18 protein-coding genes and 2 tRNA genes are annotated in these 18046 nt (G+C 59.4%); 19 read left to right on the top strand and 1 reads right to left on the bottom strand.

Annotated features, from left to right (window positions below; genetic code table 11):
• Positions 1-328: 328 nt before the first annotated feature.
• From C7477_RS16865 to C7477_RS18825, 3 genes are all read left to right on the top strand, one after another.
• Positions 329-1615, top strand: coding sequence for an O-acetylhomoserine aminocarboxypropyltransferase (locus C7477_RS16865; RefSeq protein WP_110754288.1), 1287 nt, complete (start codon positions 329-331; stop codon positions 1613-1615).
• A gap of 4 nt (positions 1616-1619) precedes the next feature.
• Positions 1620-1976: a cupin domain-containing protein gene (locus tag C7477_RS16870; protein ID WP_110754290.1), complete on the top strand. Its 357-nt coding sequence runs from the start codon at positions 1620-1622 to the stop codon at positions 1974-1976.
• Between the two features lie 157 nt (positions 1977-2133).
• The gene (locus tag C7477_RS18825) at positions 2134-2562 is read left to right on the top strand and encodes a hypothetical protein (protein ID WP_146226115.1); all 429 of its coding nucleotides are present in this window, start codon (positions 2134-2136) and stop codon (positions 2560-2562) included.
• A gap of 249 nt (positions 2563-2811) precedes the next feature.
• Here C7477_RS18825 and C7477_RS16875 read toward each other — a convergent pair.
• A tRNA-Val gene (locus C7477_RS16875) sits at positions 2812-2887 on the bottom strand.
• A 332-nt stretch (positions 2888-3219) separates the two neighbouring features.
• Between C7477_RS16875 and C7477_RS16880 the strand changes: the two genes are divergently transcribed.
• The 16 genes from C7477_RS16880 to C7477_RS16955 all read left to right on the top strand — a co-directional run bounded on the left by C7477_RS16880 (position 3220) and on the right by C7477_RS16955 (position 18027).
• Positions 3220-3296 (top strand) — tRNA-Asp (locus C7477_RS16880).
• 657 nt (positions 3297-3953) lie between these two features.
• Positions 3954-4319, top strand: a complete 366-nt coding sequence (locus C7477_RS16885) for an NADH-quinone oxidoreductase subunit A (RefSeq protein ID WP_110754292.1) — start codon at positions 3954-3956, stop codon at positions 4317-4319.
• Positions 4310-4891, top strand: coding sequence for a NuoB/complex I 20 kDa subunit family protein (locus tag C7477_RS16890; RefSeq protein ID WP_110754294.1), 582 nt, complete (start codon positions 4310-4312; stop codon positions 4889-4891). Before C7477_RS16885 ends, C7477_RS16890 begins: the two co-directional genes overlap by 10 nt.
• An 11-nt stretch (positions 4892-4902) precedes the next feature.
• Entirely contained in the window at positions 4903-5511 is a 609-nt protein-coding gene (locus tag C7477_RS16895) for an NADH-quinone oxidoreductase subunit C (protein ID WP_110754296.1), read from the top strand.
• Between the two features lie 35 nt (positions 5512-5546).
• The gene (locus tag C7477_RS16900) at positions 5547-5945 is read left to right on the top strand and encodes a four helix bundle protein (protein WP_110754298.1); all 399 of its coding nucleotides are present in this window, start codon (positions 5547-5549) and stop codon (positions 5943-5945) included.
• A 51-nt stretch (positions 5946-5996) separates the two neighbouring features.
• Positions 5997-7187: an NADH-quinone oxidoreductase subunit D gene (locus tag C7477_RS16905; RefSeq protein ID WP_110754300.1), complete on the top strand. Its 1191-nt coding sequence runs from the start codon at positions 5997-5999 to the stop codon at positions 7185-7187.
• Complete coding sequence (gene nuoE / locus C7477_RS16910) at positions 7187-8014, top strand: NADH-quinone oxidoreductase subunit NuoE (protein WP_110754302.1); 828 nt, start codon at positions 7187-7189, stop codon at positions 8012-8014. Before C7477_RS16905 ends, nuoE begins: the two co-directional genes overlap by 1 nt.
• Before the next feature lie 51 nt (positions 8015-8065).
• A complete protein-coding gene (gene nuoF / locus C7477_RS16915) occupies positions 8066-9376 on the top strand; it encodes an NADH-quinone oxidoreductase subunit NuoF (protein ID WP_110754304.1) in 1311 nt (436 codons plus the stop codon).
• Between the two features lie 5 nt (positions 9377-9381).
• Positions 9382-9723 carry a pentapeptide repeat-containing protein gene (locus C7477_RS16920; RefSeq protein WP_110754307.1) on the top strand — a complete coding sequence of 114 codons (342 nt, stop codon included), beginning with the start codon at positions 9382-9384 and terminating at the stop codon, positions 9721-9723.
• Positions 9723-11804: an NADH-quinone oxidoreductase subunit NuoG gene (gene nuoG / locus C7477_RS16925; RefSeq protein ID WP_110754309.1), complete on the top strand. Its 2082-nt coding sequence runs from the start codon at positions 9723-9725 to the stop codon at positions 11802-11804. Before C7477_RS16920 ends, nuoG begins: the two co-directional genes overlap by 1 nt.
• A gap of 20 nt (positions 11805-11824) precedes the next feature.
• The gene (gene nuoH / locus C7477_RS16930) at positions 11825-12868 is read left to right on the top strand and encodes an NADH-quinone oxidoreductase subunit NuoH (RefSeq protein WP_110754311.1); all 1044 of its coding nucleotides are present in this window, start codon (positions 11825-11827) and stop codon (positions 12866-12868) included.
• Positions 12869-12879: 11 nt separating this feature from the next.
• Positions 12880-13371, top strand: a complete 492-nt coding sequence (nuoI, locus tag C7477_RS16935; RefSeq protein WP_110754313.1) for an NADH-quinone oxidoreductase subunit NuoI — start codon at positions 12880-12882, stop codon at positions 13369-13371.
• Positions 13372-13594: 223 nt separating this feature from the next.
• Positions 13595-14218 carry an NADH-quinone oxidoreductase subunit J gene (locus C7477_RS16940; protein WP_110754315.1) on the top strand — a complete coding sequence of 208 codons (624 nt, stop codon included), beginning with the start codon at positions 13595-13597 and terminating at the stop codon, positions 14216-14218.
• Between the two features lie 2 nt (positions 14219-14220).
• Positions 14221-14529: an NADH-quinone oxidoreductase subunit NuoK gene (gene nuoK / locus C7477_RS16945; protein WP_110754356.1), complete on the top strand. Its 309-nt coding sequence runs from the start codon at positions 14221-14223 to the stop codon at positions 14527-14529.
• Between the two features lie 7 nt (positions 14530-14536).
• The gene (gene nuoL, locus C7477_RS16950) at positions 14537-16519 is read left to right on the top strand and encodes an NADH-quinone oxidoreductase subunit L (RefSeq protein ID WP_110754317.1); all 1983 of its coding nucleotides are present in this window, start codon (positions 14537-14539) and stop codon (positions 16517-16519) included.
• A complete protein-coding gene (locus C7477_RS16955; protein ID WP_110754319.1) occupies positions 16519-18027 on the top strand; it encodes an NADH-quinone oxidoreductase subunit M in 1509 nt (502 codons plus the stop codon). The genes nuoL and C7477_RS16955 overlap by 1 nt, the downstream gene beginning before the upstream one ends.
• The last annotated feature ends 19 nt before the right edge of the window (positions 18028-18046 follow it).

The raw sequence follows: 18046 nt of genomic DNA on the forward strand, positions 1-18046 counted from the left end.
ATTCCCGGGGTGGCCATCCCGGGAATCGCATCCAGCCTCAGCGCCAATTAAGCATGAAACAAACAGACAATTCCTGTGCTTGTCACAGGAATCCATGCCTCAACATTTCCATTACAACAACGGATACAATTTGCTTTGGGCTGCTTGAATCAATCTCGACGCATCCGCGCACAATCCATTGTTTTCGCGCCGAAATTTTTCATGGCCCAGCCGCGGGCGAAATATCTACGCTTTGCTTCCCTTTCCGGAATGAATTTGCTTTGATTCCGCCGCCGCGCTGGCCATAGATAGGCGCAACCAGCAAAAAAAGCTGAAAGCGGAGGAAACCATGGCTCACCGTTCCCCAGGCATCGAAACGCTCGCCATTCACGCCGGCGCAAAGCCGGATCCGGCGACCGGCGCGCGCGCCACGCCCATCTACCAGACGACATCGTTCGTCTTCGAGGATGCCGATCACGCCGCCTCGCTCTTCGGCCTGCAGGCGTTTGGCAATATCTATACGCGCATCACCAATCCGACGACTGCGGTGCTGGAGGAGCGTATCGCCGCGCTTGAAGGCGGCACGGCGGCGCTGGCGACGGCTTCCGGCCATGCGGCCCAGCTTCTGATCTTTCAGACATTGATGCAGCCGGGCGATAATTTCGTCGCGGCCAACAAGCTCTATGGCGGTTCGATCAATCAGTTTGGGCAGGCGTTTAAATCCTTCGGCTGGCAGGTGCGTTGGGCCGATACCGATGATGCGGCATCCTTTGAAAAACATATCGATGAGCGGACCCGCGCCATCTTCGTGGAAAGCATCGCCAATCCGGGCGGCATTATCGTAGATCTTGAGGCGGTGGCGGCGATCGCGCAGAAGCATGGCCTGCCGCTCATCGTCGATAACACGTTGGCCTCGCCCTATTTGATTCGCCCTATCGAGCACGGCGCCGACATTGTCGTTCATTCGCTGACAAAATTCATCGGCGGCCACGGCAATTCCATGGGCGGCATCATTGTCGATGGCGGCACGTTCGACTGGTCCAAGTCCGGCAATTATCCGCTGCTTTCCGAGCCGCGCCCGGAATATGCGGGCATGGTGCTGCACCAGACCTTCGGCAACATCGCCTTCGCCATCGCCGCCCGCGTCCTCGGTTTGCGTGATCTGGGACCGGCGATCTCGCCGTTCAACGCGTTCCAGCTTCTCACCGGCGTGGAAACGCTGCCGCTACGGATGCAGCGCCATTGCGACAATGCGCTTGCCGTCGCCGCCTGGCTGGAAAACCACGATAAGGTCTCATGGGTTTCTTATTCTGCCCTGCCTGCGGACAAATATCATGCGCTCCAGCAGAAATATTCCCCCAAGGGCGGCGGCGCGGTGCTCACCTTCAGCCTGAAGGGCGGTTACGAGGCGGGCGTCAAGCTCGTCGGTAGCCTCGAACTCTTCTCGCATGTCGCGAATCTTGGCGATACGCGCTCGCTCGTCATCCATCCCGCCTCGACAACGCATCGCCAGCTCTCCGACACGCAGAAAATCGCGGCCGGCGCCGGGCCGGATGTCGTCCGCCTTTCCATAGGCATCGAGAATGCGGATGATATCATCGCCGATCTCGATCAGGCGCTGGCGAAGGCAGGCTGATTCGATGACGGCGCGACCGCTCTTTCTCTCGATCAATGTGAATAGTGCCGGGGCGGCGGAAGAGGGCGCTCCTCCCGCCGACCGCATCCTCGAAGGCAATCCCACATTCCGCACCTGGAATATGGAGGAGGCCGAAGGCGGCCTCTATGCCGGCGTCTGGGAGGCGACGCCCGGCAAATGGCGCATCGAATATGACGAATGGGAGTTCTGCCACATCCTCTCCGGCGTTTCCGTCATCGCGGAGGCGGGCGGAGCGGCGGTTACCGTGCGCGCCGGGGATAGCTTCGCGCTGCGTCCTGGCTTCAAGGGAACGTGGGAGGTGATCGAGACGACGCGGAAGGAATATGTGATCAGGGTTTGATGGCTGCCCAATCAGGCGGCTGTCTTTGGGCTGTTTGCAAGATGGTATGGTTGAAGCAGGATTTCAGCCAAAATATTCTATTCCCGGTTTATTTTGTACGCCATATTCATTACGAGTGCCTGCGGGGGAGGGAATCCTAATTTTATTGGCGGCTTAAATGAAACTCAGAATTGCAACGGCTATCTTCGTTATCTCGGTAATATTATCTGGTTGTCAATCGTCTAGTGAGTTAGATCGCCCAGATATTTCAAGTAAAATTACTGACCCGGCTCTTCGGGCGCAGTTCAAAGAAGAGTATGAGCAGCGAAAGGTGGCGGCTACCGCAATGCGCAGTCGTTGTATGCAAAAATGGTCGCCGGATAATTCAATGATAGACTATTGCACTGAGCAACAAACACCGAAGTTAGCTCAATTTATCCGAAACAAGGTTTTGTATGAACATCTAAATAAAAAAAATCCTCGTATATTTAAATTCGAGGTTGATATGTATCGTAAGTGTCAGTCTGCATATTGGGGAGATTATGAGATGATGGATGCTTGCGTTGAGAATGAGAGGGCTGTTCGAGTTTTAACTCGTGTCTATTAGACATTACTAAAAAAACAAAACCATCGATGCGATTCGAGGTTTTTTTAATAGGGAACAGTGGTTTTAATTTTACGCGCCGGAAATTTGGAAGCTCAAGGGCTACAGGGTTCGCTTGATTTTGCGACTGGCAAGTGAATGCCCACTATTGTTATTGGCACGGCACCTCAAATTTCAAGGGGGTGTGTTGGTGATGGTAAAACAAAAACCCCGAAGGGCGTGCGTTAAATATCTGATTTTATTGATGAGATATGGTGGGCGATGACAGGCTCGAACTGCCGACATCTTCGGTGTAAACGAAGCGCTCTACCAACTGAGCTAATCGCCCGACTGCAGTGAAGCAGCGTGTGTGCAGCGTTTAGGCAATTCGTGACGCAAGCGCAAGAGGGAAGTAAGACGCATCACCGAATCCTTTTGGGGGGAGGGCGGTTCTTTAAGCGGCGCCGGCGGGAGGATTCGGTTCCATATGTGTCTAAAAGAGAAAATCGCGGAAGGGTCGCTGAGCCGCCCGCGCATTTGCGAGCGATTGCAGTCGCTCGGATGCCCATGTTTCCGGGCATCAAAAACTTTCTTCGAAATTTGTACATAAGGTCGTTGACATGAATCGGGGAACCCCTTAGACAGCCGCTCACGCCGGACGAAACGCCGGCCACAAAATGCGCGGGTGTAGCTCAGTTGGTTAGAGTGCCGGCCTGTCACGCCGGAGGTCGCGGGTTCGAGCCCCGTCACTCGCGCCACTTTTCTTCAAACGAAATCAATCAGTTGGTTTGTTTGGTGAGAAGTGGCGCGCCGCCCGGGATTAAAATTTCCCTTAGTCAGTTTCAACTTTCGCTTCCCAATATACATCGTCTGATATCACGCGAATGTGTCTCCGCATGCGCCGCGTAATGCCGGCCTGCCTCACGAACATTTGAGGCGTCTATGCGCATGTGAAAAACGCCCGTTCGGCTGTGGTCGTTTGGTGCAGGCTGGCTACGCGCCCGGGTTCGATTCTATTGTGTTAATCCGTTTGATTCCCGGCCTTTTTCTACCGCGCGCGGTGGTCTCGGCGCATCCTTCATCCTATATGCAGCGATGAATGCCTGCCCGTATGCAGTCCTGGGCCGCATATTGTTAAGCATATGGCGAAAGGTCGGCGGTTAATTGCCTGTCTTCAGGCTTGCGCCATTGGCGGCTCTGCGCTAACCCTCGCCGCAAATCACGCTGAGTTTCGCACGGCATGCCTTTTGAAGCTGCTTGGGCGAGGGCCTGTACCAGAGCATGGTCCCAAAAAGTTGGCTAGCTTTTTGGACAAGATCATGCGGCTACAAGATGCAATGTGTCGCATGTTCGTGGCCGGTAAAGGCTTATAGACCAAGCGAAACAGCCTCGTTTCTAAAGGCGGAAATTGGATCATGAACGAGCTTTTGAGTTCCTACCTGCCCATCGTCATTTTCATCGGCGTGGCGCTGGTGATCGGCTTGGCGCTTCTTGTCGCGCCATTCCTGGTCGCGTACCGGCAGCCTGACCCTGAAAAGCTGTCCGCATATGAGTGCGGTTTCAACGCTTTCGACGATGCCCGCATGAAATTCGACATCCGGTTCTATCTGGTGTCGATTCTCTTCATCATCTTCGATCTGGAAGTCGCCTTCCTGTTCCCCTGGGCCGTCTCGTTCGGCTCCATCGGCTGGTTTGGCTTCTGGTCCATGATGCTGTTCCTCGCCGTGCTGACCATCGGCTTCATCTATGAATGGAAAAAGGGAGCGCTGGAATGGGATTGACCGATAGCAACGCCACGCTCGTCGCGCCCCGTCCCAAGGGCATCATTGACCCGAACACGGGCAAGCCCATCGGTGCGGATGATGCGTTCTTCAACGATCTGAACAGCGAATTGTCCGACAAGGGCTTTCTCGTCACCTCCACCGATGCGCTCATCACCTGGGCGCGCACCGGCTCGCTGATGTGGATGACGTTCGGCCTCGCCTGCTGCGCCGTGGAGATGATGCATATCTCCATGCCGCGCTATGACGCCGAGCGCTTCGGCATCGCGCCACGCGCTAGCCCGCGCCAGTCGGACGTGATGATCGTCGCCGGTACGCTGACCAACAAGATGGCCCCCGCGCTGCGCAAGGTCTACGACCAGATGCCCGAGCCGCGTTATGTCATCTCCATGGGCTCCTGCGCCAATGGCGGCGGCTATTACCATTATTCCTATTCGGTGGTGCGCGGCTGCGACCGTGTCGTGCCCGTCGATATCTACGTGCCTGGCTGCCCGCCCACGGCGGAGGCTCTGCTCTACGGCATTCTCATGCTGCAGAAGAAGATCCGCCGCACCGGCACCATAGAGCGATAGGAGAGGCTGGCATGAGCAACGAGCAAGCCCTCGAAGATTTCAAGCTCTACCTGACAGAGCGTCTGGGCGACGGCATCGACGATATCTCGATAAGCTATGGCGAACTGGCGCTCAGCGTGCCGGTCGATCGGCTGATCGCCACGCTGACCTTCCTGCGTGACGACGATCTGTGCCGGTTCGTGTCGTTCATCGATATCAGCGGCGTCGATTATCCCGAGCGCGCCAAGCGGTTCGATGTGGTCTACCAGTTCCTGTCGCCCCGCCATAACCGCCGCATCCGCGTCAAGGTTCAGGCGGATGAGAACACGCAGGTTCCCTCGGCAACCGGCGTATATCCGGGTGCGGAGTGGTACGAGCGCGAGGCCTACGATATGTACGGCATCCTGTTCTCCGGCCATCCGGATCTGCGCCGCATCCTCACCGATTACGGCTTCGACGGTTATCCGCTGCGCAAGGACTTCCCGCTCACGGGCTTTGTGGAAGTGCGCTACGACGACGAGCTGAAGCGCGTCGTCTATCAGCCGGTGGAACTGCGGCAGGAATTCCGCAATTTCGATTTCCTCTCCCCATGGGAAGGGACGGATTACGTCCTGCCCGGCGATGAAAAAGCGAAGCAGTGAATGGTGAATGGTGAATGGTGAATAGTGAATAGTGAATGGAAAACGCGGGACCAGAACGAGAAAAGATACGCGACTATCGCGATTTGAACGTCTGGAAGGATTCGATGACTTTGGCGACTGACATCTATGTACTGACGCGGGCTTTTCCCCGTGATGAGATGTTTGGCATGACAACGCAAATGCGTCGTGCTGCCTCATCGATTCCCGCAAATATCGCCGAAGGTTTTGGACGCGCGCAGAGGAAGGTGTTCGTTCAATTTCTGCGGATAGCGCAAGGCTCTCTCAAGGAGTTGGAGACGCACACTATGCTATCCCGGCGCGTTGATCTTCTAAAAGAAAAGCAGGCCGACGACCTTGGTCTAAGATACGAGAAACTTGGAAAAATGCTGGTTTCATTGATCCGGTCTTTAGAGCGTAATGGGCGTGAAGTCTGATGAATCACTATTCACTATTCACCATTCACTATTCACGCCGTGAGGCTAACCATGGCTGAAACACAGGTTCGCAATTTCAACATCAACTTTGGGCCTCAACACCCTGCCGCGCATGGCGTCTTGCGTCTGGTTCTTGAACTGGACGGCGAGGTGGTCGAGCGTGTCGATCCGCATATCGGCCTGCTTCATCGCGGCACCGAGAAGCTGATGGAGGCCAAGACTTATCTGCAGGCGGTGCCTTATCTCGACCGTCTCGATTATGTCGCGCCGATGAATCAGGAACATGCCTTCGCGCTTGCCGTCGAGCGGCTTCTTGAAATCGAGGTGCCGCGGCGCGGCCAGGTCATCCGCGTGCTCTTCTCGGAAATCGGCCGCATCCTCAACCATCTCTTGAATGTCACCACGCAGGCCATGGATGTCGGCGCGCTTACTCCGCCGCTCTGGGGTTTCGAGGAGCGCGAGAAGCTGATGGTTTTCTATGAGCGTGCCTCCGGCGCGCGCATGCACGCGGCCTATTTCCGTCCCGGCGGCGTCCATCAGGACATTCCGCAGAAACTGGTTGAAGACATCGGCAAGTGGATCGATCCGTTCCTCAAGACCTTGCAGAACCTCGATGATCTCATCACGCCCAACCGCATTTTCAAGCAGCGCAACGTCGATATCGGCGTCGTCACGCTGGATGAGGCTTGGGCCTGGGGCTTCTCCGGCGTCATGGTTCGCGGTTCGGGCGCTGCATGGGATTTGCGTAAAAGCCAACCCTATGAGTGCTACCCGGAAATGGAATTCGACATTCCCATCGGCAAGAATGGCGATTGCTATGATCGCTATCTGATCCGCATGGAAGAGATGCGCCAGTCGGTGCGCATCATGCGCCAGTGCGTCGATCTGCTTCTGGGCAAGGATTCCACCGGTCCGGTGTCGAATGCGGATCACAAGATCGTGCCGCCGAAGCGGGGCGAGATGAAGCGCTCGATGGAAGCGCTCATCCAGCACTTCAAGCTCTATACCGAGGGCTATCACGTTCCCGCGGGCGAGGTTTATGCCGCAGTCGAGGCGCCGAAGGGTGAATTCGGCGTCTATCTCGTCTCGGATGGCTCGAACAAGCCCTATCGCTGCAAACTGCGCGCGCCGGGCTTCGCCCATCTTCAAGCCATGGATTTCATGTGCCGTGGCCACATGCTTGCCGACGTCTCCGCAATCCTCGGCTCGCTCGATATCGTGTTTGGTGAGGTTGATCGCTGATGTCCGTTCGCCGTCTCGCAGATGATTCCGTTCAGCCGCTTGCGTTCTCGTTCAACCGCGCGAACCAGGTCTGGGCTGAGCAGCAGATCAAGAAATACCCTGAGGGGCGCCAGCAATCGGCGGTGATTCCGCTGTTGATGCGCGCGCAGGAACAGGATGGCTGGGTCACCCGCGCGGCGATCGAGTATGTCGGCAAGATGCTCGACATGCCGCTGATCCGCGTGCTCGAAGTGGCGACGTTCTATACGCAGTTCCAGCTCGGCCCCGTCGGCACCCGCGCCCATGTGCAGGTCTGCGGCACGACGCCCTGCATGTTGCGCGGGTCCGAAGCGCTGATGGACGTCTGCAAGCATAAGATCAACCCCCAGCCGTTTGCGCTGAACGAGGCCGGCACGCTGTCGTGGGAAGAGGTCGAATGCCTCGGCGCCTGCGTCAATGCTCCCATGGTTCTGATTTTCAAGGACACCTATGAGGATCTGACGCCGGAGCGGCTGGAACAGATCATCGACGCCTTCGAGGCGGGCAGGGGCGACGAGATCAAGCCCGGCCCGCAGATCGACCGCGTTCTCTCGGCCCCGGTGGGCGGCTTCACCTCGCTGAACGGGGATGGCGCGGAGACACCGAAGGTCGCTGTCGCCGGAAACGAAGCCGCCGTCGAAGTGCCCCCTTCAAAGGCGGCAAAGCCCAAGACCTATGCGGCAGAAACGAACGGTTCGTTGAGAACGCCGTCGCCGGTCAAGGTAAGCAAAGCCGCGGAAGAGAAGACTTCGACGGACCCCGCTCCGAAGGCGAAGAAATCCGCGCCTAAACCCAAGAAGCCGGTATAATGCAGCGGTTTGCGATGATGAAACGGGATCGATCGGGACAAGAGGTGAGACATGCTGGCTGACAAGGATCGCATATTCACCAATATCTATGGCCAGCACGGCCACTCGCTGAAAGAGGCGATGGCGCTGGGCCGTTGGGACAACACCAAGGCCCTGATCGAGAAGGGCCGCGACTGGATCATCAACGAGATGAAGGCGTCCGGCCTGCGCGGTCGCGGCGGCGCCGGCTTCCCGACCGGTCTCAAATGGTCCTTCATGCCGAAGGAGGCCACCGAGGGGCGTCCGCATTACCTCGTGGTCAATGCCGATGAGTCCGAGCCCGGCACCTGCAAGGATCGCGACATCATGCGCAACGATCCGCACACGCTGCTGGAAGGCTGCGTCATCGCGGGTTGCGCCATGGGCGCGCATGTCTCCTATATCTATATCCGCGGCGAATATATCCGCGAGCGCGAAGCGCTGCAGCGCGCGGTGGATGAATGCTATGCCGCCGGCCTTCTCGGCAAGGATAACAAGACCGGCTGGGACATGGATATCTATGTCCACCACGGCGCCGGCGCCTATATCTGCGGCGAGGAAACCGCGCTTCTGGAAAGCCTTGAGGGCAAGAAGGGCCAGCCCCGCCTCAAGCCGCCGTTCCCGGCCAATATGGGCCTCTATGGCTGCCCGACGACGGTGAACAACGTCGAATCCATCGCCGTGGCGCCGACCATCCTGCGCCGGGGCGCGGCATGGTTCTCGTCGATTGGCCGCCCGAACAATGTCGGCACCAAGCTGTTCATGGTCTCCGGTCACGTCAACAGGCCGTGCACCGTGGAAGAGGCGATGGGCATCACCTTCCGTCAACTGATCGAAGAGCATGCCGGCGGCATTCGCGGCGGCTGGGACAATCTGCTTGCGGTCATTCCCGGCGGCGCGTCCTGCCCGGTGGTGAAGGCCGAGGACATCATGGATTGCCCGATGGATTTCGACGGCCTGCGCGAGGTCAAATCCTCCTTCGGCACCGCCGCCGTCATCGTCATGGACAAGTCCACCGATATCATCAAGGCGATCGCCCGCCTGTCGCAGTTCTTCAAGCATGAGAGCTGCGGCCAGTGCACGCCGTGCCGCGAGGGCACCGGCTGGATGTGGCGGGTGATGGAGCGCATGGTCACCGGCAACGCGCAGCGGCGCGAGATCGACATGCTGCTCGATATCACCAAGCAGGTGGAAGGCCACACGATCTGCGCGCTGGGCGATGCGGCGGCATGGCCGATCCAGGGCCTCATCCGCAATTTCCGCCCGGAAATCGAAAAGCGGATCGATGATTACAGCCGCAATGCCGTGAACAGCCGCTATATCGCGCTGGAAGCGGCGGAGTAGAGCCGATGAAGATCGACCAGGAAAAGCATCGGCTGACCGTCACGAAGAGCGATCTTTCAGGTTCCGTTTTCAATGACGTGAACCTTTCAGGTTCCACCTACGACGACGTCAACATGTCCGGCGGCACGTATCACAACATCAATCTGTCGGGCTGCACGTTCGATAATCTGAACATGTCCGGCTGGACGGTGACGGACGCCAATCTCGCGGGTTTGCGGATTACGAACGCCAATCTTGCAGGCGCGTCGATTTCCAGTTGCCGACTGGAAGGCATGACGATCGACGGCATCGAGGTAAGTGATCTCTTTCAAGCCTACGAGGCGACGCGCCTCAATGGGGATAAATGATGGCAAAGATCAAGGTTGACGGCAGAGAGATCGAGGTTCCCGATCACTATACGCTCCTTCAGGCAGCCGAGGAGGCGGGCGCGGAAGTGCCGCGCTTCTGCTTCCACGAGCGTCTTTCCATTGCCGGCAATTGCCGCATGTGTCTTGTCGAGGTGAAGGGCGGACCGCCCAAGCCGGCGGCCTCCTGCGCCATGGGCGTGCGCGATCTGCGCCCCGGCCCGAACGGCGAGACGCCGGAGATTTTCACCAACACGCCGATGGTCAAGAAGGCCCGCGAAGGCGTGATGGAATTCCTGCTGATCAACCATCCGCTCGATTGCCCGATCTGCGATCAGGGCGGCGAGTGCGATTTGCAGGATCAGGCCATGGCCTATGGCGCGGAGAATTCGCGCTACCGTGAGAACAAGCGCGCCGTCGAGAACAAATATATCGGCCCGCTGGTGAAGACGATCATGACGCGCTGCATCCACTGCACGCGCTGCGTCCGCTTCACCACGGAAGTGGCCGGCGTATCCGAGCTTGGCCTCATCGGTCGCGGCGAGGATGCGGAGATCACCACCTATCTCGAACGCGCCATGACGTCCGAGCTGCAGGGCAATGTCATCGACCTCTGCCCGGTCGGCGCGCTCACCTCCAAGCCCTACGCCTTCCAGGCGCGTCCGTGGGAATTGGGCAAGACCGAATCCATCGACGTGATGGATGCCGTCGGCTCCAATATCCGCGTCGATACGCGCGGTCGCGAAGTGATGCGCGTGCTGCCCCGCACCAACGAGGCGGTCAACGAGGAGTGGATTTCCGACAAGACCCGATTCATCTGGGATGGCCTGCGCACCCAGCGCCTGGACCGGCCCTATGTGCGCCGCAACGGTCGCCTCCACGCCGCAAGCTGGAGCGAGGCCTTCGCCGCCATTGCCGCCAAGGTTTCCGCCACCTCAAGCGACAAGATCGGCGCAGTTGCCGGCGATCTCGCCACCGTTGAGGAAATGTATGCCTTGAAGGCGCTTCTCGCCTCGCTCGGCTCCGCGAATATCGATTGCCGGCAGGATGGCGTGGCGCTCGATCCGTCGCTCGGACGCGCGTCCTACATCTTCAACCCGACCATTCAGGGCATAGAGGAGGCCGATGCGCTCATCATCATCGGCTCCAACCCGCGCCATGAGGCCTCGGTGCTCAATGCCCGCATCTTGAAGCGTCAGCGTCAGGGCCATTTCCCCATCGGCCTGATCGGCGAGACCTTCGATCTGCGCTATGATTATGCCTATCTCGGCGCCGGGCTCGATACGCTGCGCGGCCTCGCCGATGGCAAGGGCGAGTTCTATTCGGTTCTCGAAAACGCCAAGCGTCCGATGATCCTCATCGGCCAGGGCGCGCTCACGGGCGAGGGGGGCAAGGATGCGCTGGTTCTCGCTGCCAAACTCGCGGCCAAGGTTGGCGCTGTGAGCGATGAGTGGAACGGTTTCGCCGTCCTCCACACCGCCGCAGCCCGCGTGGGCGGCCTCGATATCGGCTTCGTGCCGGGCGAGGTGGGCAAGGTTGCCGCTGAGATGATCGGTGGCATGGACGTTCTGTTCCTGCTTGGCGCCGACGAGCTTGACCTCTCAGCCAAGGGCGACACCTTCACGGTCTATATTGGCACTCACGGCGATGCCGGCGCTCATGCGGCGGATGTCATCCTGCCGGGTGCGGCCTATACGGAAAAGTCCGGCACGTTCGTCAATACCGAGGGCCGTGTGCAGATGACCAGCCGCGCTGCGTTTGCGCCGGGCGAGGCGAAGGAGGATTGGGCGATTCTCCGCGCGCTTTCCGATGTGCTTGGCCACAAGCTTCCCTTTGATTCGCTTGCCCAATTGCGCGGGCGGCTCTATGCGGAATACCCGCATATGGCGCGGATCGATGCCATCGAGCATGGGAAAGCGGAAGATATTGTCGCGCTTGGCGGCAAAAAGGCGGGTTCCGGCAAAGGCGCATTTGCTTCCGTCATCAAAGACTTCTATCTGACGAACCCGATCGCGCGGGCTTCGGCTATCATGGCCGAGTGCTCCGCGCTCGCCCAGGGCGGCTTCCAGCAGGCAGCCGAATAGGGCAAGGAAAGAAACGGAAAATGGACGGTATTTTCGCAACATACGTCTTGCCGGCGCTGTTCATCGCGCTGAAGTCGGTTCTGCTGCTCGTCGTGCTGCTCGTCTGCGTGGCCTATCTCCTGTTTGCGGATCGCAAGATCTGGGCCGCCGTGCAGCTGCGCCGCGGGCCGAACGTCGTCGGTCCCTTCGGCCTGCTCCAGTCGTTCGCCGATCTGACAAAGTTCCTCTTCAAGGAGCCGATCATCCCGTCCGGCGCCAACAAGGCGGTGTTCCTGCTCGCGCCGCTCGTCTCCGCCGTCCTGGCGCTGGCGACATGGGCGGTGATCCCGGTGAATGCGGGCTGGGCCATCGCCAACATCAATGTCGGCATCCTCTATATCTTCGCCATCTCCTCGCTTGAGGTCTACGGCGTGATCATGGGCGGCTGGGCGTCGAACTCCAAATATCCGTTCCTCGGCGCGCTGCGCTCGGCGGCGCAGATGGTGTCGTATGAAGTCTCCATCGGCTTCGTCATCGTCACCGTGCTGCTCTGCGTCGGCTCGCTCAACCTGACGGATATCGTCACATCGCAGAACACCGGCCTCGGCACCATGATGGGCCTGCCAAGCTCGTTCCTCGACTGGCATTGGCTCGGCCTGTTCCCGATGTTCATCATCTTCTTCATTTCCGCGCTGGCGGAAACCAACCGTCCGCCCTTCGATCTGGTGGAAGCGGAATCGGAACTCGTCGCCGGTCACATGATCGAATATTCCTCGACGCCGTTCCTCCTGTTCTTCCTCGGAGAGTATGTCGCCATCACGCTGATGTGCGCGCTGACCACCATTCTTTTCCTCGGTGGCTGGCTGCCGCCGGTCAATGTGTGGTTCCTGAACTGGGTGCCGGGTGTCATCTGGTTCGTGCTGAAACTGTGCTTCTGTTTCTTCATGTTCGCCATGGTGAAGGCTTTCGTGCCGCGCTACCGCTATGACCAGCTGATGCGCCTTGGCTGGAAGGTGTTCCTGCCGATCTCGCTCTTCATGGTCGTTGCGACGGCCTTCTTCCTGAAACTCACCGGTCTGGCTTAAGGAGAAAGACAATGGCTTCCCTTGCTCAAGCCGCAAAATCGCTCCTGTTGCAGGAGTTCGTCGGCGCATTCTTTCTCTCCATGCGCCAGTTTTTCGCGCCAAAGGCGACGCTGAACTACCCCTTCGAAAAGGGTCCGGTCAGCCCGCGCTTCCGTGGCGAGCATGCGCTGCGCCGTTATCCCAATGGCGAAGAGCGCTGCATCGCCTGCAAGCTGTGCGAGGCGATCTGCCCGGCGCAGGCCATCACCATCGAGGCCGGCCCGCGCCGCAATGACGGCACCCGCCGTACCGTGCGGTACGATATCGATATGGTGAAGTGCATCTATTGCGGCTTCTGCCAGGAAGCCTGCCCGGTCGATGCCATCGTCGAGGGGCCGAACTTCGAATTCGCGACCGAGACGCGCGAGGAGCTCTACTACGACAAGGACAAGCTTCTGGCCAACGGCGATCGCTGGGAGCGCGAACTGGCGCGGAATATCGCAATGGACGCGCCGTACCGCTGAGTACGGTCAAGAATATTGACGGGCAGTGGAATGCCCCTCATCCGCCTGCCGGCACCTTCTCCCCGCACGCGGGGAGAAGGAAGAAGTGGCAACGTGGATGTCCCCCTCGCCCCGCTTGCGGGGAGAGGGTAAGGGTGAGGGGCATTCCACCGCCCGCATTAAACTACGAAGGATGAGGCAGCGCGTGAAAGCACTGCCATGAAAGGAAAATCGGGGTATCCCCATGCTGACAGGTCTAGCGGGCGCGTTTTTCTACCTATTCGCCTTTATCTTGATCGCGAGCGCCTTCATGGTGATTGCGGCGCGCAATCCCGTGCATTCGGTGTTGTTCCTCATTCTCGCCTTCTTCAACGCCGCCGCGCTGTTCCTGCTGGCGGGCGCTGAGTTCCTGGCGTTCATTCTGCTGGTCGTTTATGTCGGCGCCGTGGCCGTGCTCTTCCTTTTCGTCGTCATGATGCTCGATGTCGATTTCGCCGAGTTGAAGAGCGGCGCGCTGCAATATGCGCCCATCGGCGCGCTGGTCGGCATCATCCTGGCGGCGGAGCTGATCGTCGTGCTGGGCGGTTCGGTCTTCGCGCCGCATCTGGGCGCGGGCGCCGTGGCGCAGCCGATCCCGGATCTGGCGACGCGCACCAACACCGCCGCGCTCGGCGATATTCTTTATACCAACTACGTCCTCTTCTTCGAGATTTCCGGTCTGGTCCTGCTGGTCGCGATGATCGGCGCCATTGTGCTGACGCTGCGCCATAAGGAAGGCGTCAAGCGCCAGTCGGTGCCGAACCAGGTTGCGCGCACCCCGGCCACCGCGATTGAGATCAAGCAGGTCGAGACGGGCAAAGGACTTTAATGATGGACATCGGTATCGCACACTACCTGACCGTTTCGGCCGTTCTGTTCACGCTCGGCGTCTTCGGCATCTTCTTGAACCGCAAGAACGTCATCGTCATCCTGATGTCCGTGGAACTGATCCTGCTCGCGGTGAACCTGAACTTCGTCGCCTTCTCCGCGGCGCTGGGCGATCTCGTCGGTCAGGTCTTCGCGCTCTTCGTTTTGACCGTCGCCGCCGCCGAAGCGGCCATCGGTCTTGCAATTCTCGTTGTTTTCTTCCGCAACCGCGGCTCCATCGCGGTGGAAGACGTCAATGTCATGAAAGGTTGACGGGCAAATGCTCTACTACGCGATCGTCTTCCTTCCGCTTCTGGGCTTTCTGGTTGCCGGCCTTTTCGGCAAGCAGCTCGGCGCCAAGGCTTGCGAGTTCATCACCTCCGGCTTCCTCGTCATCGCCGCTGTTCTCTCCTGGGTCGCCTTCTTTCAGGTGGCGCTCGGCCATGGCGAAACGGTGCGCATTCCGGTGCTGCACTGGGTAACCGTGGGGTCGCTCTCCTTCGATTGGGCGCTGCGCATCGATACGCTCACTGCCGTGATGCTGGTGGTGGTCAACACCGTCTCCGCGCTGGTCCACATCTATTCCATCGGCTACATGCACCACGATCCGCATCGGCCGCGCTTCTTCGCCTATCTGTCGCTCTTCACCTTCGCCATGCTGATGCTGGTGACGTCGGACAATCTGGTGCAGATGTTCTTCGGCTGGGAAGGCGTCGGCCTTGCCTCCTATCTGCTCATCGGTTTCTGGTTCCAGAAACCGTCGGCCAATGCCGCCGCGATGAAGGCCTTTGTCGTCAACCGTGTCGGCGATTTCGGCTTCCTGCTCGGCATTTTCGGCGTGTTCGTGCTGTTTAACGCCGTGAACTACGACACGATTTTCCCCGCCGCCTCGAATTACCTCAGCGGCGCGGACGCCAGCCAGACGGTCTTGAATTTCCTCGGCTATTCGCTTGATCGGCAAGGCGCGATCACGGTCATCTGCCTCCTGCTGTTCATGGGCGCCATGGGCAAGTCGGCGCAGTTCCTGCTCCACACCTGGCTTCCCGACGCCATGGAAGGCCCGACCCCGGTCTCCGCGCTCATCCATGCCGCCACCATGGTGACGGCGGGCGTGTTCATGGTGGCGCGCATGTCGCCGCTGTTCGAGCTGTCGCAGACCGCGCTGACCTTGATCACCATTATCGGCGCGACGACCGCTTTCTTCGCTGCGACCGTCGGCCTCGTGCAGAACGACATCAAGCGCGTCATCGCCTATTCCACCTGTTCGCAGCTGGGCTACATGTTCGCGGCGCTCGGCGTCGGCGCGTTCGGCGCGGGCGTTTTCCACCTGTTCACCCACGCCTTCTTCAAGGCCCTCCTGTTCCTCTGCGCCGGTTCAGTCATCCACGCCGTCTCCGACGAACAGGACATGCGCAACATGGGCGGCCTTCGCAAGCTGATCCCCACCACCTACTGGATGATGATCATTGGCACCGTTGCGCTGACCGGATTGGGCATCCCGTTCACCGAGATCGGCACCGCCGGCTTCTTTTCCAAGGATGCGATCATCGAGTCGACCTACGTCTCGCATAATCCTGCTGCGGGCTACGCCTTCTGGCTTCTCGTCATCGCGGCGCTGTTCACCAGCTTCTATTCATGGCGCCTGATTTTCATGACGTTCCACGGCAAGCCGCGTGCGTCGCACGAAGTCATGCACCATGTTCATGAATCGCCGCCGGTCATGCTGTTCCCGCTCTTCGTGCTGGCCATCGGCGCGCTCTTCGCCGGCTTCGTCTTCCGTGAATATTTCTTCGGCCACGAATATGCCGAGTTCTGGAAAGGGGCGCTCTTCACCGCGCCGGGCAACCAGATGCTCGAAGAGCATCATCATGTGCCGGCCTGGGTTGCAGCCTCGCCCTTCGTTGCCATGGTGCTGGGCTTCGTCATCGCCTGGGTCTTCTATATCCGCTCGCCGGAAATGCCCAAGGAGCTGGCGCGCCGTCACCCCGGCCTCTACCAGTTCCTGCTCAACAAGTGGTATTTCGACGAGCTTTATGACTTCATCTTCGTCCGTCCCACGCTTTGGCTGGGCCGCGTCCTATGGAAGGACGGCGACGGCAAGATCATCGATGGCCTTGGACCGAACGGGATTTCCGCCCGCGTCGTCGATGTCACCAACCGGGTCGTCAAGCTGCAGTCCGGATATCTTTATCACTACGCATTCGCGATGCTGATCGGCGTCGCCGCGCTCGTCACCTGGATGATGATCGGGAGCTCTATCTGATGACCGACTGGCCAATTCTCTCAACGGTCACGTTCCTGCCGCTCGTCGGCGCGTTCCTGATCCTTCTGATCAAGGATGACAGCGATGCCGCGCGGCGCAATATCCGCATTATCGCGCTGCTGACCACCGTCGTCGTCTTCATCCTTTCGCTGGTGATGTGGGCCAAGTTCGACCCCGCCAATGCCGGCTTCCAGATGGTGGAAATGCGCGGGTGGCTGGGCTCCGGCGTGTCCTACCATATGGGCGTCGATGGCATTTCGGTGCTGTTCGTCGTGCTGTCCGCCTTCCTGATGCCGTTCTGCATCCTGGCGAGCTGGGACTCGGTCACATTCCGCGTCAAGGAATACATGATCGCATTCCTGATCCTGGAAACGCTTGTTATCGGCGTGTTCTGCGCGCTCAACATCGTGCTCTTCTATGTGTTCTTCGAGGCAGGCCTCATCCCGATGTTCATCATCATCGGCGTGTGGGGCGGCAAGCGCCGCGTCTATGCCAGCTTCAAGTTCTTCCTCTATACGCTGCTCGGCTCGGTGCTGATGCTGATCGCCATCATGGCGATGGCCTGGCAGGCCGGCACGACCGATATCACGCAGCTTCTGCACCATAATTTCCCCGCTTCCATGCAGACTTGGCTGTGGCTCGCCTTCTTCGCCTCGTTTGCGGTGAAGATGCCGATGTGGCCGGTCCATACCTGGCTGCCGGACGCCCACGTCGAGGCGCCCACGGCCGGTTCGGTCATCCTGGCGGGCATCCTCCTGAAGCTCGGCGGCTACGGCTTCCTGCGCTTCTCGCTGCCGATGTTCCCGCTGGCCTCGGCGGAGCTCGCGCCGCTCGTCTTCGCGCTTTCGGCCATTGCCATCATCTACACCTCGCTCGTGGCGCTGGTGCAGGAGGATATCAAGAAGCTAATCGCCTATTCCTCCGTCGCCCACATGGGCTATGTGACGATGGGCATCTTCGCGGCCAATGAGCTGGGCATTCAAGGCGCGATCTTCCAGATGCTGTCGCACGGCATCGTCTCCGGCGCGCTCTTCCTCTGCGTCGGCGTCATCTATGACCGTATGCACACCCGCGAGATCGCGGCCTTCGGCGGCCTCGTCAACAATATGCCGAAATATGCCGTCGCGTTCCTGATTTTCACCATGGCCAATGTCGGCCTGCCCGGCACATCCGGCTTCATCGGTGAGTTCCTGACGCTGTTCGGCGTGTTCCAGGTCAACACCTGGGTGGCCTTCTTCGCCGCGACCGGCGTGATCCTCTCGGCGGCCTATGCGCTCTGGCTCTACCGCCGGGTCGTCTTCGGAGCATTGACGAAGGAAAGCCTGAAGGGCCTGCTCGATCTCTCCCTGCGCGAGAAGGTTATCCTTTATCCTCTCGTGCTCCTCACCATCTTCTTCGGCGTCTATCCGGCCCCGGTCCTCCACGCGACCGCCGCTGCCGTGAACGCGCTTGTCACCCAATACCACGCATCGCTGGCCGCAGCCGCCAGCGTTGCGCTGGCGCACTAAGTAAAGAGGCGAAGGTTCA

The sequence above is a fragment of the Paramesorhizobium leguminum genome (assembly GCF_003217235.1).
In the GTDB taxonomy this organism is placed as follows: Bacteria; Pseudomonadota; Alphaproteobacteria; order Rhizobiales; family Rhizobiaceae; genus Paramesorhizobium; species Paramesorhizobium leguminum.

Coding starts and splice junctions, on each gene's coding strand:
- nuoE (WP_110754302.1), top strand. CDS start 7,187: ATGTCCGTTCGCCGTCTCGCAGATGATTCCGTTCAGCCGCTTGCGTTC.
- C7477_RS16955 (WP_110754319.1), top strand. CDS start 16,519: ATGACCGACTGGCCAATTCTCTCAACGGTCACGTTCCTGCCGCTCGTC.
- nuoL (WP_110754317.1), top strand. CDS start 14,537: ATGCTCTACTACGCGATCGTCTTCCTTCCGCTTCTGGGCTTTCTGGTT.
- nuoG (WP_110754309.1), top strand. CDS start 9,723: ATGGCAAAGATCAAGGTTGACGGCAGAGAGATCGAGGTTCCCGATCAC.
- nuoK (WP_110754356.1), top strand. CDS start 14,221: ATGGACATCGGTATCGCACACTACCTGACCGTTTCGGCCGTTCTGTTC.
- C7477_RS16900 (WP_110754298.1), top strand. CDS start 5,547: ATGGAAAACGCGGGACCAGAACGAGAAAAGATACGCGACTATCGCGAT.
- C7477_RS16940 (WP_110754315.1), top strand. CDS start 13,595: ATGCTGACAGGTCTAGCGGGCGCGTTTTTCTACCTATTCGCCTTTATC.
- C7477_RS16885 (WP_110754292.1), top strand. CDS start 3,954: ATGAACGAGCTTTTGAGTTCCTACCTGCCCATCGTCATTTTCATCGGC.
- C7477_RS16870 (WP_110754290.1), top strand. CDS start 1,620: ATGACGGCGCGACCGCTCTTTCTCTCGATCAATGTGAATAGTGCCGGG.
- C7477_RS16905 (WP_110754300.1), top strand. CDS start 5,997: ATGGCTGAAACACAGGTTCGCAATTTCAACATCAACTTTGGGCCTCAA.
- nuoF (WP_110754304.1), top strand. CDS start 8,066: ATGCTGGCTGACAAGGATCGCATATTCACCAATATCTATGGCCAGCAC.
- C7477_RS18825 (WP_146226115.1), top strand. CDS start 2,134: ATGAAACTCAGAATTGCAACGGCTATCTTCGTTATCTCGGTAATATTA.
- C7477_RS16890 (WP_110754294.1), top strand. CDS start 4,310: ATGGGATTGACCGATAGCAACGCCACGCTCGTCGCGCCCCGTCCCAAG.
- nuoH (WP_110754311.1), top strand. CDS start 11,825: ATGGACGGTATTTTCGCAACATACGTCTTGCCGGCGCTGTTCATCGCG.
- nuoI (WP_110754313.1), top strand. CDS start 12,880: ATGGCTTCCCTTGCTCAAGCCGCAAAATCGCTCCTGTTGCAGGAGTTC.
- C7477_RS16865 (WP_110754288.1), top strand. CDS start 329: ATGGCTCACCGTTCCCCAGGCATCGAAACGCTCGCCATTCACGCCGGC.
- C7477_RS16920 (WP_110754307.1), top strand. CDS start 9,382: ATGAAGATCGACCAGGAAAAGCATCGGCTGACCGTCACGAAGAGCGAT.
- C7477_RS16895 (WP_110754296.1), top strand. CDS start 4,903: ATGAGCAACGAGCAAGCCCTCGAAGATTTCAAGCTCTACCTGACAGAG.